A 15,325-nucleotide genomic window follows, 5' to 3' on the forward strand; every position below is an offset into this window, starting at 1 on the left:
CACAATAATAATTGTAACTGTTATTTCTGTTACATAATTAGAGTGAGCTCACACATGATAACGATTGCACTACATCGATTCACGCTCACCATCGAGAAAGACCCGCGGATTGAGAGTACATTAAGCCGCAAGCCACAACGCGAGTGCAAAGAAAGAGGGCGCTAGCATAGAGGTGATCACGCCACACACGACCAACGCCAGCGAGCTAAACGCTGCATCTTGTGCGTTTTTTTCTGCACAAGTGGCTGTACCGAGCGCGTGAGACACGGTTCCCATGGTTAATCCCTTGGCAATAGGGTGAGTGATGTTGAGTAGATTGTAGATTGGGTACGCCATAATCGCACCAAACAGACCGACTATTAGCACCAAAATTGCGGCAATGGCAGGCTCTCCACCTAAATGACTTGACACTTCCATCGCGATTGGCGTTGTAACCGATTTACCAAGTAAGCTGGCGATCAAAGTGAGATCAGCTTGCATGTAGACGGCAATCAAACTGGCACTTAGCATCGACATCACACTGCCGACACCACAGGCGAGCATGATGATTCGCCAGTTGGCGCGGATCTGAGGCAGCTGCTCATAAAGGGGATAAGCCAACGCAACAACAGCAGGTTGGAGCAAATAGTTGATCCACTCATTGTCGGCGTAATAGGTCTCAAAAGGGACTTTGAGGTAGCTTAATAACGGGATCAGCACCGCTAAGCTTATCAACAGAGGGTTCATGAACGGGCTTTTAAATTGCTGACACAGCCAGCGAGCCGCAAAAAACACGGCGATAGTGACGAGCATCCACATCAGTCTTGCCCTCCTTTCAGCATGCGATCAAGCAGTAAACCAAGTAGAACAAGCACAATCAAGGTGCCGCCCACCGCGCTCGCGAGGATAGGCCAAGCATTGGCCATTAGCATGTCAAAATGCTCCATTAAGCCCACACTGATCGGTACGAATAGCAACACCATGTAACGGATAAATAGTGAGGCGCTAGGGCGGATCCAATCAGAATGTACTAATCCACTGGCCATCAAGCTAAATAAAATCAGCATGCCGATAATGCTACCGGGGATAGAGGTACTAAGTAATTGTTGAATATTGATGCCAGCGATAAGGCACAACAGAATCAGCGCCATCGATACGATGTACTGAAGCACGGTTTTTAACATAATCTATTGTTGTCCAACGTATCACTCTCTGCGTATCTAATTCACGGAGAGCTAAAGCCTCGGTTGATCAGCGAGGCTTGTGTGTTATTCACTGTCCAACTGCCGAATCGTTATTGGTCTGTGGCAGGGTGGATACCATGTAGGGTGCAGGACTTAAGACAGTTTAGGATACTCGCTTTTGCACATATTGGTAGACGGATTTTAAAATAGCCATCTTTCCAGCGTCACTCTCATGTTCGTGAACTAAGTTTTCCAAATTTAGCATATAGTCTTCAATACGACTTTCGAAGTAATCTCGGCAGTGATTGGCCCAGCGCTGTTGCTCTGTCTCATCGAGCGTCCAGGGGAAGTTGCGCGCGCGATAGCGAAACAGCAGTGGTGCGATACGGTCGTCGTTAAACGTAATATCTAACGCCGCGAGATTGTTAGGGTCTGTTTCACGGATGATGTTCATGGCTGCTTTGTCGGCAGGTGAGAAAAAGCCGCTATAAAGCTGGCTATCGACGTCATCGTTTGAGCCATAGTCGCGCTCAATGCTAAACACCCCGATCAGCTTTTCGCGGACTTGTGGATGTTGACGTAGCGTCGCCAAGTTTGTCAGGCACTGCTCTCGGTCTATGCCAATCTTGGCCGCATTCTCGGCCGTGAGTGTTTTAGCGGGGGCGAGAATCGGGCATTTATTAAGATGAACCAACTTAACAGGAACTGGCAGCTCATCGGGCTCAAGTTCTGAATGTTTGGTGTATAAACGTGTCGTGATGGCCTCGACGTCTAGATCGAGTAAGGCTTGCGGGTCTTTGGCTAGATCAACACAGATAACGGCATTCTGATTGGTTGGATGCCAAGCCACTGGAACTATCCAGCTAGTGTAGTGGCATTCTCTACCCAGCATACCGGATACATGCATCAGTGGTGTCATATTGACAATGTCGATAAGTTCATTGAGCTTACGTTTATGGCGCATGCTCAAGAAATAGTCGAATAATTTAGGTTGCGCCGCTTTGACTTTCTTAGCCATCTCAATCGTGGCAATGACGTCGGCCATAGCGTCGTGCGCGTTAGCGTGTTCGATACCGTTGGCGACAGAGAGGTGCTCAAGTTTAAAGCTGATAAAGCCCTCTTCGTTTTCCGGCCAGTGGATCCCTTCGGGACGCAGGGCGTAACAGGCGCGCATGACATCGAGCAAATCCCATCGTGAGTTGCCGTTCTGCCAACTCCACGCATACGGGTCAATAAAGTTGCGATAACAGGTATAGCGGGTCACTTCATCATCAAAGCGGATGCTGTTGTAGCCCAAACTAATGGTATTGGGTGTCGCCAATTGCTGATGGATTTGGGCAATAAATTCAGGTTCTATTAACCCTTTCGCTTCCGCCGTTTGTGGAGTAATACCCGTAATGAGTGCGGCTTCAGGAGAGGGCAAGTAGTCGCTCGGTGGCTGGCAATAGATCACAAGAGGCTCGCCGATAATGTTAAAGTCCATATCCGTGCGTACGCCAGCAAATTGACAAGGACGATCTTTGGCGGGAGTGGTTCCCCACGTTTCGTAATCAAAGAAGAAAAACGTAGGTTGTTGCTCTTGTTGCATTATGAAGATACCCAGGGTAGAGAGTGACAGCGGTATTAGACCATTGCAGCACACACATGGCAAACATGCTTAGCCCTGACTATGGCTGTTCGTAAACATTATCGCCGTTTTACGGGTAAATAGTATAAATGGTGCGTTTCATACACTTGTTTCGCTTGGACTATTGATAGCGACGGAGCGTTTGTTTCATCGCCACGCTATCAACGATCTCGAGTGCCTTGGTAGAGGGTGCAAACAAACGATATTGCATCGCTTTGGCGACGTCGGCGGCGTCAATAGGGATTAACTTAGCAAGTGGACCAATCATTAAAGGTTTCACCACCGAGGCCATGGTTTGTACCACGATTTCATCACGGCGCGGCTCTTCACGTAGCCCTTTAAGCGGCCCAGGGCGCACAAACACGACTTTTTCAAAGCCTAGCCGCTCAATCGCTAACTCCATCCGACCTTTACAACGCAGGTAGTGAGACAATGAACGAACCGATGCGCCATAGCTTGAAACAACGGCTAGCCGCTTTACCCCGAGCAGTTTCATCTCTTGAGCCACGTCACAGACTAACTCGAAGTCGACTTTCTCTAGCGCTTGCTTTGAGCCCGCTTGTTTGAGTGTGGTGCCCAAGCAGATAAAGCCGTACTCGGGACGTAGTTCATCCTCTTGCCACTGCTGTACTTTGAGCTGTGGGTGTTTAATGACCTGGAGTTTCGAGTGGAAAAAGGGCAGTTCACGACGACTTAGTGCATAGATGCGGCTGATCGGTTCGTGCTCAAGTAGTTGTTTAATGAGTTCATTGCCGATGAGGCCTGTGCAACCGGCGGCAATAACGCAAAAGTCTCTTGAAGTAGTCAAACGTGTGTCCTTACGGGATCTCATCCAAACAAAGTGTGTGGTTCAATAGTTAGCGGGTGTTTGCCCTCGGTCAAGAGAATAACAGACCGTGATAGGAAGATGTTGAGAAAGCTCAAATTAGACCCAGTGATGTGACGCAGGCCTCGCGGGGTGGCGAGGCCTGTTCGTTGGCTAAGTTAATGACAGCGGGACTTTTTTTGGTTTTCTTTTTTGCGGTTTATTCTGTTTTTGTTTGGGTGTTTTTTGATTGGCAATCATACAACCTCCTTGCGCGAATCAATGGGAGAAAACAATCTCACGCTGAAAGTGAATGCACGGTTTATGCCGTTATATAGGCTCTCCCTTATATAAAGATATGAGGAAATCAGCAAAACTTTCAAATTTGATGGCAATTTGATGGGATCAATGCTGAATCTTCTCAGCAGATTCGTTTTGATAAGGGGTGTTAAGTAGCTGATTTCACGTTACACTCGAGCAACAGGATGTAAGACCAAGGATGAACCATGAATATTGACCTGAGTACATTGGCGCCGACCCAGATTTATCACCTGATGACCCAAACCATCATCCCACGCCCCATCGCCTGGGTGTTAACCGACTCAGAGCAGGGCAATTACAATTTGGCGCCCTTTTCTTATTTTTCCCCGATAGCGAGCAATCCTCCTATATTGATGTTTTCGGTGGGGAAAAAACCGACTGGTGAAGTGAAAGACACCACTCGAAACGTACTCGAAACGGGGCGTTTAGTGGTTCATATCGCCCAGCAATCCATGGCGGAGGCGGTGACGCAAACTGCGGCGACGTTAGAGCACGGAGAGTCTGAGGTTGAGGCTACCGAGCTTGAGCTGGTTGAGTTTGACGGCTTTGAATTGCCGCGTGTTCAAGGCTGTCCGATAGCCTTTGGCTGTAAGCTTCATGAAGTCAAAGAGATAGGCGCAACGCCACAAAGTTTAATTTTTGCAGAGATCGAATCGGTCTATATAGATGATGCGGTGATAGGTGAGCGTAGCGACCGTCTAGTCGTTGATGCGCTCAAAGTGGATCCGCTTTCTCGTTTAGGGGGCAGCCAATATGCCACTTTAGATAAGGTTTTCTCTGTCGCACGGCCAAAATAAATGATGTTAAAACAACACTTCTCAGATGCGATTTGGCATCAGATCAATAATAAAACCAAACCACTCGGTGCATTAGGGCAACTGGAACATATCGCTCATCAGTTGGCGTTGATTCAGAGTAATCAAGTAGGTGACGTTGTCACTAATGTCACGTTAGAGCACCCCACCGCGGTTATATTTGCGGGCGACCATGGCATCGCAGAACAAGGGGTGAGTATTGCGCCAAGTGCAGTGACTCAGCAAATGGTGTTGAATTTTCTCGCCGGAGGCGCGGCCATCAACTGTTTTTGTCGTGCCAACCAGGTGGCACTTAAGGTTGTCGACTGCGGTATTTTATCGCCTATAGAACAGACGCACCCTGACTTAATCGTTCAGCGTTTAGGCAGCCGAACTGCCAATTTTTCCCAAGCGGCGGCGATGAGCGATAAGCAGGTTGAGCAGGGCATTGAGTGGGGACGTCAACTAGTAGCGGACATTATTCATCAGGGCTCGAACCTAGTGATGTTCGGTGAAATGGGTATCGGCAACACCAGCAGCGCATCGGCGATACTTGCGGCTTTGTCTGGAAGAGCGGCGAGTGAATGTGTTGGCCGAGGCACCGGCATCAGTGATACGCAGTTGGCACTCAAAACCGACTTGATCTCGCAAGCGGTCGCAAGGTGTCATGGGCTTTCTCCACAGCAAGTACTGGCCGAAGTCGGTGGCTTCGAAATCGTACAAATGGTGGGAGGCTTTCTCGCCGCGGGAGAAAATAGCACGCCCGTTATCGTCGATGGGTTTATCGCCACTGCGGCGGCTTATGTCGCGACGCTAATAGAGCCAAGCTGTCGCGAAGTGATGGTGTTTGCCCATCAGTCTCACGAAGCCGGACATAAACACTTGCTCGAAGCGCTTCAAGCTCAGCCTCTTCTTGACCTTTCGCTTCGTTTAGGTGAAGGGACGGGAGCGGTATTGGCCGTGAGTTTAGTCCGTTCAGCCGTCGAGTTTTACAACAACATGGCCAGCTTTGAGCAAGCCGGTGTAACCGTTGACTGACGTGCATAATGAAGTATCAAATTGAGCTGTTTCTACTTGCGTTAAGCTTCTTTTCACGTATTCCTGTTCCAGCAACGACACCTTACAGTGCAGAGCGCATGAATCAGGCCGGACGCTACTTTGCGCTGGTTGGTCTGCTGCTCGGGGCACTGTGCGCCGTGTTTTTTTACGTCGCTTCTCTGCTCCTGCCCGCCAATATCGCTATATTTGTGATGATGGTTTGGAGTCTGCTTTTGACCGGAGCGTTCCACGAAGATGGCCTGACGGATATGGCCGATGGGATTGGCGGTGGTATGAGCGTCGAGAAGCGACTGAGTATCATGAAAGACAGTCGCATTGGCACATATGGCGCTAGTGCGCTTATTATGGCGCTGTTGGGTAAGTTTCTATTGTTGAATGAGTTGGTGTCAGACGATCACTTTGGGTGGATGCTTATCACCGCTTATGCCCTCAGCCGCGCTGTCGCGGCGTCGCTCATTTTCGATATGCCTTATGTCAGCGATAGTGACGCGAGTAAAAGTAAACCCTTGGCCGAGCGTCAATCCACTCGAGAGCTGATGATTTTACTAGTGACAGGGCTATTCCCATGTTTAGCGCTGCCTTTTACCACTTCTGTAGCCTTGGTATTGACCTTGATTGTGTTTCGTTGGGTATTTAAATGTTGGCTATTGAAACGGATCGGCGGATTTACGGGCGATTGTCTTGGCGCTGGTCAGCAGATAGCAGAACTGCTGATTTATCTTATTTTGATTGCCTTGGGAACCGGTCAAGTATGAGTATTCAACTGATTTTAGGCGGCGCTCGTTCTGGAAAGTCGAGCCGCGCAGAAGCGGAAGTGAGGCAACTGAGTCAGGGCGGAACAAAACACTATGTTGCGACCGCATTAGCCTTTGACCGTGAAATGGAAGCGCGCATTGAGAAGCACCGTCAGTCGCGTGGGTTGGACTGGACTGAACACGAATGTCCACGACACTTAGCCGAGACCATTGCCCAGTTTGGCCCTCAAGATGTGGTGCTTATTGATTGTTTGACGCTTTGGCTCAACAACGTTATTTACAACCAAGGACAAACGCTCGATGAACTCGAAATAGAAGCGGAAGTCGTCAGGTTAGTAGAGGCGTTGGCGGCAAGCCAAGCGAGCATTGTGTTGGTGTCGAACGAAGTAGGGTTGGGGGTGGTGCCCCTTGGTGAAGTATCACGCCTGTTTGTTGACCATGCCGGGTGGATGAACCAAGCGGTGGCTCGTATTGCAGATAAAGTCACGCTGGTGAGTGCAGGGTTACCTCTGGTATTAAAAGGAGGCTAAAATGAAAACGGTCAATGTCTATTTGCTTCGTCATGGCAAAACCGTCGGTGCCCCCGCACTTTATGGGCACAGTGATGTGGGTGTGTCCCCTTTAACTCAAGCTAAAATCTGTCAGGCATTACAAACAGAGTCTCTCATTTTTCAGCAGATGCAAACCTCGCCACTAAAGCGTTGCCGTGAACTCGCCCAAACCCTTTTGGATACCAAGCCGAGTCTATCGCTTGAGATCGTACCCGCGTGGCAAGAGATGGCGTTTGGCCAGTTCGATGGAGTTCCCTTTGACTCGCTGAAGCAGCAATGGCCACAACTGGAAGCTTTTTGGCAAAACCCTGCCAGTAATACACTACCCGGTGGCGAAAGCTTAGAGGGTTTCTACCAGCGGGTGAGTGAACAATGGCAAACTCTTACCCAGCGGATTGAACAAGATACCTTGATTGTCTGCCATGGCGGCACGATCAGAATGATATTGGCTCACGTATTAAAACTTGATTGGCGAAACGCATCGCTCTACTCAAGTTTATCAATTGGCCATCAAAGCATCACGCATATTCAAATTAGTTATGCCGAGCGGCACCATTATCGAGTGTGTTGTATTGGTAGACCACTCGCTATATAGCAAAGGACAGATTATGACTGCACCGAGTTGGGACTTATCCATCGCTTACTTAGACCTTAGCGATGAGAGGATTGAACAGGACATCGATTTAATCAAACAGTGCATACAGGCGCTCGGTGTCCATGTCGACAATCGTGATACGCCGTCTGTGACGCAGAATGCGATTCAAACCCGTGAGGCGGCGGGTCAGCTGCTGGCGACCATTAATACTTTCGCCCAGTGTCACGCCTCTATTAATGCCACCAATGTTCACGCCAAGGCGCTCATTGGTCAGGTGGCAAAACTACAATCTGAGCTTTCTCAAGCGTTTGCATCTTATGAGAATACATTGTCAGTGGCGCCGGACGGGTTTATTCAAGAGGTGCTCAATCACCCAAGCGGTGACGTGGCGGGGCAAGCTTTTCAAATTGAATGTTTGCGCAAGCTGGCGCAAACCAAATTGTCGGTGGCCGAAGAACAGCTACTTACTGCGATGCGGGTGGATGGGTGTGACGCTTGGGGCCGCCTATACGATAACATCACAGGATCGCTCAAGGTTGAACTTGGCGATGAAGCATCGACAAGCTTAGATCTCTCACAGGCGGTAAGCCTGCTCTATGGCAGTGAGTTTGAAAAGCAAGAAGGGGCTTGGCGTGGAATTCAACACGCGATGAAAGCACATCAGGAGTCATTTGCTGCGATCTTAAACGCACTCGCGGGATGGCGTCTGACCGAGTATCAAAAACGTTCAAAATTGAGTGACGTCCATTTTCTCGACCCCAGTTTGCATCAGAGCCGAATTGAAAGCGCGACCCTAGAAACCATGATGCTAGTCGCGAAATCGAATCGCGCCATTGGCCAAAAAGCTGGTCGGTTGATGGCACGGGTGCATGGCCTGGATACGATGAAACCATGGAACCACCTGGCTGGCATGCCAAGCCTGACCAATCGTGAACCCAAAGTGTACCGTTTTGATGAAGCCATCGAGTTAATCTCTGCGGCGTTTGAACAAGTCGACCCAGAAATGGCGCAATTTGTCGCGTTAATGGTTGAGAACGGTTGGATTGACGCCGAGCCGACAGCCAATCGTCGATTGGGTGCTTACTGTACAAAGTTTGCGGCCACACGAACCCCGTTAGTCTTTATGACCTGGGGTGGCAGTCGCTCAGATTTGCTCACCTTAGCCCATGAACTGGGTCATGCGTTCCATAACTGGATTATGCGTGATATGCCACTTTGTCAAACACGTTACCCTATGACTTTGGCCGAAACCGCGTCGATTTTTGCCGAAAATGTGGTGCGTGATTACCTACTTGAACATGCACAGAGCCGTGAAGAAAAACTCGAGATGCTGTGGGAAGAGTTGTCCAGTTGCTACGCGCTTATGATCAACATTCCGGTGCGCTTTGAGTTTGAACAGCGTTTCTATCGTCAACGAAATCAAGGCGAGTTGTCGCCTGAGCAGTTGTGTCAACTGATGAGCGAAACTTGGCAAGAGTGGTATGGCGAGTCAATGTCAGAGTCAGACCCATACTTTTGGGCCAGCAAACTGCATTTTTCAATCTCAGAGGTCAGCTTTTATAACTATCCGTATCTGTTTGGTTACTTGTTCAGTATTGGCGTTTATGCGCAGCGCGAGACAAAAGGCGAACATTTTTACACTGACTACGCTCATTTATTACGTGATACCGGCACTATGATGGCCGAAGAGGTGGTCAATAAGCATTTGGGAATGGATCTGACTCAGCCAGACTTTTGGCAGCAAAGTATCCAACATGTCAAAGCAAAAATTGATCAGTTTGAAATGTTGCTAGATCAAGAATAATTAACGCGAAATCATGATATTATCAGCCAGCCGAGCAAAAGCTCGGCTAATTTGTGCAGTGAGATTCGCCGCAGTGATATGCGGCACCTTGATAAATTACATGAGGCCCGCGATTCGTGTTGATAAGTGAGATCCCCTCTACATAATTTGTCGGAACAATTCATTAACATACCCGCTGTGCAATAAAGGAGTAGCGCATGACGAAAACCCTGTTTCGCCAATCTTTTCTTTTTGACAGCTTAGATTTAGAACAAGAAATGCCAGCGGGTCAAATGACCGTCGCTGGTGGAACTGTCTTTACTTTACACCAACGTGGTGTGCTGGAAGTGACCCCTAAACATCTGTCACCTGAAAGCAAACACATCATTATTTCTTGCGGCATTCACGGCGACGAAACCGCACCCATGGAGATCGTCGATAAAATCATCAATGATATCCAGTCGGGTTTTCAACCCATCAAGCACCGCTTGCTGTTTATTAACGCTCACCCAGAAGCGACGAATGCGCATACGCGGTTTATCGAGACCAATCTCAATCGCTTATTTGATGATAAAGCGTACCCAGAGTCGAAAGAACTCGCGATTGCTCAAAATCTTAAGCAGATAGTGGGCGATTTTTATCAAGACACCCCACAACACCAACGCTGGCATCTCGATTTGCACTGCGCGATTCGCTTGTCTAAGCATTATTCATTTGTCGTGAGTCCGAAGGTGAGACACCCCGTTCGCAGCCAAGCGCTGATGGAGTTTGTCGCGAGCGCACATCTCGAAGCGGTGATGTTCTCGAACGCGCCTTCCAGTACGTTTAGCTGGTTTAGTGCCGAGAATTATGCAGCGCAAGCGTTGACGATAGAGCTTGGTCGGGTTGCACGAATTGGAGAAAACGATCTCGATAAGTTGGTCGCGTTTGACTTGGCGCTGCGTGATCTTGTCTCTGACACGCAGGCGGAGCATTTACCGAGAAGGCCAACTATGTATCGTGTTAGTCGCACGATTGTGCGTATCCATGACGATTTTGACTTCTTGTTTGACGACAACGTAGAAAACTTTACCGCTTTCAAACATGGCGAAGTGTTTGGCCATGATGGTGATAAACCACTCATGGCTAAAAACGAAGGCGAAGCGATAGTTTTCCCGAATCGCCATGTCGAAATTGGCCAGCGAGCGGCTTTGATGGTCTGCCCTGTGAAGACGCGTTATGAAGACGGCCAGTTGGTGTACGATTAAGGGTAAGAATCTCGCTGAATGACTTTCTATTTTAGTGGCTTAACGGTATCGTTAAGCCACTTTTCTATTGCAATGATCTCCTTATTCGATGGCCTTTACTCAATTACTTCACCATAGACATCAACGCTGGACACGTGTTGCACTGTTTTTTAGTTTGCTATTAATGGTGACCAGTAGCGTTTATCTGATGGTAGGAGAGTTGTTTATCTCGCCGTTTCAAGCGCTGAGTGAGCTACAAGAGCAGTTGATTATGCAGCTACGCTTACCGCGTTTGCTCGCCGCGATGGCGGTTGGCGCTGCGTTGGCGGTGTCGGGGGCTGTGTTACAAGTGTTACTCGGCAATGTTCTTGCGGAACCGGGGGTGATCGGTATTTCGGGCGGAGCCAGCGTGATGATGGTTTTGGTGCTGTTCTTTATTCCTACTTTTGCAACGCCTATCGGCTTTATGCTCGCCGCTGTGCTTGGTTCATTAATGTTTACCTTGTTGTTGGTTTCAATCGCGAGAAATATGCGCCTGACTACCACTAAGTTGCTGCTCGTGGGCGTCGCGTTAGGGATCTTAGCCGGGGCGGTAGTGACTTGGGCCTTTTATTTCAGTGATGACCTCAGTTTACGCCAACTCATGTACTGGCTGATGGGAAGTATCGGCGCTGCGAGCTGGTACCATCACGTACTGACCTTAGCTTTACTGCCGATATTACTCTGGTTGTGTTGTCGTGGCGCTTTACTCGATCGACTGATGATGGGGGAGTTGCACGCCAAACAGTTAGGTATCGATGTGGAAAAAGTGCGTTGGCAACTCATCCTATCGGTATCCGTTTTAGTCGGTGGAGCGGTCGCTCTAGGTGGTGTGATTGGGTTTGTAGGGCTGGTGGTTCCACATTTGCTTAGGCTCGCTTTTGGCGCGGAGAATCGATACCTATTGCCGATGTCAGCACTCGCTGGGGCAACATTAGTGGTGTTGGCCGATCTGGTTGCGCGCACCGCACTCAACTCCGCCGAACTGCCGCTTGGCGTGGTAACGACCTCTATCGGCGCTCCTGTTTTTATTTGGATGTTGGTAAGCAATCATGATTCGCGTTAACAGTATGAGTGTAGGCTCGCGTTTGCTGCCATTGTCATTTGAGATAGCGGCGGGAGAGATAGTCCATGTTATCGGCCCAAACGGCAGTGGAAAGAGTACGCTATTGTCTGCTCTTTCTGGTTTAACTCCATTTGAGGGAGAAGCCTCGATAGGTTCGCTCGATGTTGCCTCAAGCTCGGTCGAGTCGCTTGCCCAGCGTCGCGCTTTCCTCAGTCAAAATGACCGCCCGGCGTTTAATCTCGATGTGGTGCACTATCTGTCTCTCTCTTTGCCTTTCTGGCTAGCGCCAGAGCGGAGCAAAACAGAGAAAGTCATTGCAGAGCTGGCTCAACTGTTAGAGATTGCCGATAAGTTACACCGTTCTATCCATCACCTTTCGGGCGGAGAGTGGCAGCGTGTTCGTTTGTGTGCGATCTGCTTGCAGATTTGGCCGACTCTCAACCCACAAGCGCAGCTATTGGTACTCGATGAACCTGCTGCGCCCCTTGATATCGGTCAAGAGAGCTTACTCTATCAATTGATTGAACGTGTGGCTGAAATGGGCGTTACGGTATTAATGTCCAATCATGACCTCAACCGGACGTTAAAGCACGCCAATAAAGCCTTACTGCTGGAGAAAGGGGTATTGCAGCACTACGGTTCAAGCGAACAAGTATTAGAGCCGCAAAGCCTGTCTGCAGTGTTTAACACCCGAGTCTCCAAAGTGCGGGTCAATCAATCTTCAGTACTGCTGTTTGATTAACGCCTGTCGCGTCGCCCCTTTATCCAATCAATGGTTTGCGTAAGCGAAAGTGTGATCGTGGTGCGTCATGCACCTAAATCGGTCAGCCATTTCAAGGCTAGCGAGAACCTTTTTTATAGATTGCTTATAAATCAATGACTTAATATTTTTGAAATGTTGGCACGCGATTGGCAAAGGTATAAGGGATACATTCTCGTTCTTGTTAGGCGGATTTGGTCTTGGTGAATACCACGATAGTAAGGTAGCTCACCAACGATTGATGAAGTCATGTTTATGTTTTGACTATGGCAGCTTACGCCACCTAAGGGAAACCGAAGGTGGCGTCTTTTTATCTAAAGATTATTGAGTAAGAGAGGATAAGTCAGCAGGGCGATAGTAAACCGACTTAAGGACTTTACCCTGACGGATGGTTTTGCCTTGGGCGACAAAATCTTCGGCACACTTGGCGATAATGTAATCGCCTTTTTGCACCGATATTAGCTTAATGCCTTGCTCGGCATAATGCGCTTCCGTGTCGGCATACTCTTGCTCGTTGCGACACACTTTACTCATGTTGCTCGAATGTACTTCATCCCAACAAGGGATAAACTCAATTTCGCGGTTCACGGCCACATTGAGCAGCAAGTCAATCAGATAGCTGATCGCTAAGTTATCTTCGATCTTGTCGTGGCCCAAATGCACCAAACGCCCCATCAAAACATACACACTGTCGACAATAGCGTCGGCTTGCTCAGTTTTGTTGTCGGCTTCTGCCAATTCAGTGAGTTCTTCAATAGCTAAAGAGGTATGCAGGGTATCGGCTTTGTCATCCAAGCTATCAGGTGATGCGACAGGCAGGTCGAAAGTGCTGCGAAACTCAGTAATGTCGCGATAAAGGTGATCGAAAATCTCAGTAGTTAGTTTGGATAGATGCATGTCTGTAAACCTGGAAAAACAAAATAAGCGCTAAGTTTACCAAAGCGAGTGCTCAGCGGCTATCTGCGTGATTAAGAAAACAGGTAAGGGAACAACTGACGACGCTCTTGCTCAGTTAATGATTCGACTCGCGCGATGTTCGTGTCGGGAATGCCTTCCGGGTTGGGGTAGTGCTTCAACACTTTTTCCATGCTCTCTTCACGAATAAGGTGGAAAACCGGGTAAGGCGAGCGGTTGGTGAGGTTTTCCGCATCCTCGGGTTCCGTGCCGCCAAAGCAGTAATCAGGGTGAAACGTTGCTAATTGGAAGATGCCTTCCCATTGCTGCTGACGAATTAACGCTTCAATCCAGTCGATAAACAGGTTGTAGTCATAAAAGTCGTTAAGCATATGCGGCACGGCGACGAGAGTGGTTTCTAGTTGCTCAGCGGGTGTGGCTTCGAGCTCAAACAACTCAGTCAAAATGTCTTCCAACAGAGCTTCTTCCACCGTCGCTTGGCTAACCACAATTTTGATTTGCTTATTGCGCTGTGGTTTGGCGGCGAAAGGGCAAAGGTTTAAGCCAATCACAACATCATTGAGCCATTTGGCTACGGCGGTTTCGACCTGTTTGCTGGATGGTCGAATGGCGCTTGAATCGGTCATTTTGCTTCCAAATTAGAATTTGGCGCAAGAATAGCAGAATCTGAGACTGGGTGTGAGGCTCTCTCCCAACTTTTTAGACGATGGCAGAGTAAGAAGATGCCTGTGTACAGCAAGCTGCCTCCGAGAATGACATAGTCCCATCCGCCGTGTTGCCAGCAGTAGATTAGGAAAAAGCCACCAAGGCTGCCGCCCACATAGTAATGCACTAAATACAGAGCGGTTGCGGTCGCTTTGGCATGGGTGGCTTTTTGGCTTACCCAAGCGTAAGCCAGGGTATGGGTAAAGAATGCCCCAAAACTGATGAGCAGCAGACCGAGCATCATGAAGGCCAACGTATCGACATACGCGACCAACATGCCAGCCAAACTGATCAGGCTACCGACGATCATGCCTGAGACGCTGGTTCGGTGTTGGCGCCAAACAGAGGTGAGCTTAGAGCTTAACGTTCCGGCCAAATAGCATAAAAAGATCAATGAAGCCAAGCCGATAGGCAGGTTGTGCGGCGCGGCCACCAATCTAAATCCCATCACCGAATATAAGTTGACGAAAAGCGCAAAGTTGATGCCTCCAAGCAACATGGCAAACCAAATCGCGCGATTTTTAAGGTGTTTAACCAGCGCACGGTTGTGGTAGCGGAGCATGCCACGTTGCGCAGTGAAGTTTTTTTGCTTGGGCAAGCTGAACATCACCACCAGTGCGGCGATAAAAGAGAACAGCGCCATCGCGATAACGGCTTCTTGCCAGCCTAACGCATCGGTCAGTGAGCCGCCGACAATGCGTCCTGTTATCCCGCCGAGAGAGTTTGCCGCGATATAGCCGCCAATGGCGTGGCTGAATGCTCGGTCAGACAGTTCTTCGACCATATAAGCCACTGCAACTGACGCGAACGCTGCCAGCGCGACGCCCATCAGCGCTCGCAGTAGAACGATCGCGATCATTGAGTCTGTCAGCAACATCGCGACGCCGATGAAAGGCATCGCCATTAGACCCAGCAGCATAACATGGCGTCGCCCGATGGATTCTGAGGCGACCGCCCAAGGCACCAAGCACACAGAAAGCGCGAGCGTAGACGCAGCAAATATCCAGTTAACCTGAGTTTCTGAGACGGCGAAATGCATGGCCATGTAGGGAAGCATGGGTTGGAAAAGGTAGAGATTGCAAAACACAATGAACGAGCCTAAGGCAAGGCTAAAAGTCACACGGCGATAGTCTGGGCTGGCGAGTTCAATCATAGATAAAC

General features: G+C 49.1%; 16 protein-coding genes. 9 read left to right on the forward strand and 7 right to left on the reverse strand.

Translation table 11 applies throughout. The features are described 5' to 3' along the window. Positions 1-120: 120 nt before the first annotated feature. From FCU94_RS06495 to FCU94_RS06510, 4 genes are all read right to left on the reverse strand, one after another. Positions 121-798 (reverse strand): CidB/LrgB family autolysis modulator, encoded by a 678-nt coding sequence (locus tag FCU94_RS06495; RefSeq protein ID WP_176287732.1) that lies wholly within the window; start codon positions 796-798, stop codon positions 121-123. Beyond that, the gene (locus FCU94_RS06500; protein ID WP_176287733.1) at positions 798-1,163 is read right to left on the reverse strand and encodes a CidA/LrgA family protein; all 366 of its coding nucleotides are present in this window, start codon (positions 1,161-1,163) and stop codon (positions 798-800) included. The genes FCU94_RS06495 and FCU94_RS06500 overlap by 1 nt, the downstream gene beginning before the upstream one ends. Positions 1,164-1,326: 163 nt before the next feature. Further along, on the reverse strand, positions 1,327-2,751 hold the full coding sequence (sbcB, locus tag FCU94_RS06505; protein WP_176287734.1) for an exodeoxyribonuclease I: 1,425 nt from the start codon (positions 2,749-2,751) through the stop codon (positions 1,327-1,329). Positions 2,752-2,911: 160 nt separating this feature from the next. After that, positions 2,912-3,598, reverse strand: coding sequence for an NAD(P)H-binding protein (locus tag FCU94_RS06510; RefSeq protein WP_255199237.1), 687 nt, complete (start codon positions 3,596-3,598; stop codon positions 2,912-2,914). Between the two features lie 503 nt (positions 3,599-4,101). Here FCU94_RS06510 and FCU94_RS06515 point away from each other — a divergent pair. From FCU94_RS06515 to btuD, 9 genes are all read left to right on the forward strand, one after another. Continuing rightward, positions 4,102-4,713: a flavin reductase family protein gene (locus FCU94_RS06515; RefSeq protein ID WP_176287736.1), complete on the forward strand. Its 612-nt coding sequence runs from the start codon at positions 4,102-4,104 to the stop codon at positions 4,711-4,713. Positions 4,714-4,716: 3 nt separating this feature from the next. Further along, a complete protein-coding gene (cobT, locus tag FCU94_RS06520) occupies positions 4,717-5,748 on the forward strand; it encodes a nicotinate-nucleotide--dimethylbenzimidazole phosphoribosyltransferase (RefSeq protein ID WP_176288343.1) in 1,032 nt (343 codons plus the stop codon). An 8-nt stretch (positions 5,749-5,756) separates the two neighbouring features. Continuing rightward, complete coding sequence (locus FCU94_RS06525) at positions 5,757-6,524, forward strand: adenosylcobinamide-GDP ribazoletransferase (protein ID WP_176287737.1); 768 nt, start codon at positions 5,757-5,759, stop codon at positions 6,522-6,524. Further along, positions 6,521-7,054, forward strand: a complete 534-nt coding sequence (gene cobU / locus FCU94_RS06530; RefSeq protein ID WP_176287738.1) for a bifunctional adenosylcobinamide kinase/adenosylcobinamide-phosphate guanylyltransferase — start codon at positions 6,521-6,523, stop codon at positions 7,052-7,054. Before FCU94_RS06525 ends, cobU begins: the two co-directional genes overlap by 4 nt. Position 7,055: 1 nt before the next feature. Then, a complete protein-coding gene (locus tag FCU94_RS06535) occupies positions 7,056-7,670 on the forward strand; it encodes a histidine phosphatase family protein (protein WP_176287739.1) in 615 nt (204 codons plus the stop codon). A 13-nt stretch (positions 7,671-7,683) separates the two neighbouring features. Next, on the forward strand, positions 7,684-9,474 hold the full coding sequence (locus tag FCU94_RS06540) for a M3 family oligoendopeptidase (RefSeq protein WP_176287740.1): 1,791 nt from the start codon (positions 7,684-7,686) through the stop codon (positions 9,472-9,474). A gap of 197 nt (positions 9,475-9,671) precedes the next feature. Continuing rightward, positions 9,672-10,700 (forward strand): succinylglutamate desuccinylase, encoded by a 1,029-nt coding sequence (locus tag FCU94_RS06545; RefSeq protein ID WP_176287741.1) that lies wholly within the window; start codon positions 9,672-9,674, stop codon positions 10,698-10,700. 88 nt (positions 10,701-10,788) lie between these two features. After that, the gene (gene btuC, locus FCU94_RS06550) at positions 10,789-11,784 is read left to right on the forward strand and encodes a vitamin B12 ABC transporter permease BtuC (RefSeq protein WP_176287742.1); all 996 of its coding nucleotides are present in this window, start codon (positions 10,789-10,791) and stop codon (positions 11,782-11,784) included. Beyond that, positions 11,771-12,526: a vitamin B12 ABC transporter ATP-binding protein BtuD gene (btuD, locus tag FCU94_RS06555; RefSeq protein ID WP_176287743.1), complete on the forward strand. Its 756-nt coding sequence runs from the start codon at positions 11,771-11,773 to the stop codon at positions 12,524-12,526. Before btuC ends, btuD begins: the two co-directional genes overlap by 14 nt. A 339-nt stretch (positions 12,527-12,865) precedes the next feature. Here the strand turns inward: btuD and FCU94_RS06560 are convergent, their stop codons facing one another. The 3 genes from FCU94_RS06560 to FCU94_RS06570 all read right to left on the reverse strand — a co-directional run bounded on the left by FCU94_RS06560 (position 12,866) and on the right by FCU94_RS06570 (position 15,317). Beyond that, complete coding sequence (locus FCU94_RS06560) at positions 12,866-13,441, reverse strand: nucleoside triphosphate pyrophosphohydrolase family protein (RefSeq protein ID WP_176287744.1); 576 nt, start codon at positions 13,439-13,441, stop codon at positions 12,866-12,868. Positions 13,442-13,512: 71 nt separating this feature from the next. After that, positions 13,513-14,085: a DUF1415 domain-containing protein gene (locus tag FCU94_RS06565; RefSeq protein ID WP_176287745.1), complete on the reverse strand. Its 573-nt coding sequence runs from the start codon at positions 14,083-14,085 to the stop codon at positions 13,513-13,515. Then, the gene (locus tag FCU94_RS06570; RefSeq protein ID WP_176287746.1) at positions 14,082-15,317 is read right to left on the reverse strand and encodes an MFS transporter; all 1,236 of its coding nucleotides are present in this window, start codon (positions 15,315-15,317) and stop codon (positions 14,082-14,084) included. The genes FCU94_RS06565 and FCU94_RS06570 overlap by 4 nt, the downstream gene beginning before the upstream one ends. Positions 15,318-15,325 lie beyond the last annotated feature (8 nt).

The organism is Vibrio sp. JPW-9-11-11 (assembly GCF_013369335.1).
In the GTDB taxonomy this organism is placed as follows: Bacteria; Pseudomonadota; Gammaproteobacteria; order Enterobacterales; family Vibrionaceae; genus Vibrio.

Coding starts and splice junctions, on each gene's coding strand:
- FCU94_RS06495 (WP_176287732.1), bottom strand. CDS start 798: ATGTGGATGCTCGTCACTATCGCCGTGTTTTTTGCGGCTCGCTGGCTG.
- FCU94_RS06500 (WP_176287733.1), bottom strand. CDS start 1,163: ATGTTAAAAACCGTGCTTCAGTACATCGTATCGATGGCGCTGATTCTG.
- sbcB (WP_176287734.1), bottom strand. CDS start 2,751: ATGCAACAAGAGCAACAACCTACGTTTTTCTTCTTTGATTACGAAACG.
- FCU94_RS06515 (WP_176287736.1), top strand. CDS start 4,102: ATGAATATTGACCTGAGTACATTGGCGCCGACCCAGATTTATCACCTG.
- cobT (WP_176288343.1), top strand. CDS start 4,717: ATGTTAAAACAACACTTCTCAGATGCGATTTGGCATCAGATCAATAAT.
- FCU94_RS06525 (WP_176287737.1), top strand. CDS start 5,757: ATGAAGTATCAAATTGAGCTGTTTCTACTTGCGTTAAGCTTCTTTTCA.
- cobU (WP_176287738.1), top strand. CDS start 6,521: ATGAGTATTCAACTGATTTTAGGCGGCGCTCGTTCTGGAAAGTCGAGC.
- FCU94_RS06535 (WP_176287739.1), top strand. CDS start 7,056: ATGAAAACGGTCAATGTCTATTTGCTTCGTCATGGCAAAACCGTCGGT.
- FCU94_RS06540 (WP_176287740.1), top strand. CDS start 7,684: ATGACTGCACCGAGTTGGGACTTATCCATCGCTTACTTAGACCTTAGC.
- FCU94_RS06545 (WP_176287741.1), top strand. CDS start 9,672: ATGACGAAAACCCTGTTTCGCCAATCTTTTCTTTTTGACAGCTTAGAT.
- btuC (WP_176287742.1), top strand. CDS start 10,789: ATGGCCTTTACTCAATTACTTCACCATAGACATCAACGCTGGACACGT.
- btuD (WP_176287743.1), top strand. CDS start 11,771: ATGATTCGCGTTAACAGTATGAGTGTAGGCTCGCGTTTGCTGCCATTG.
- FCU94_RS06560 (WP_176287744.1), bottom strand. CDS start 13,441: ATGCATCTATCCAAACTAACTACTGAGATTTTCGATCACCTTTATCGC.
- FCU94_RS06565 (WP_176287745.1), bottom strand. CDS start 14,085: ATGACCGATTCAAGCGCCATTCGACCATCCAGCAAACAGGTCGAAACC.
- FCU94_RS06570 (WP_176287746.1), bottom strand. CDS start 15,317: ATGATTGAACTCGCCAGCCCAGACTATCGCCGTGTGACTTTTAGCCTT.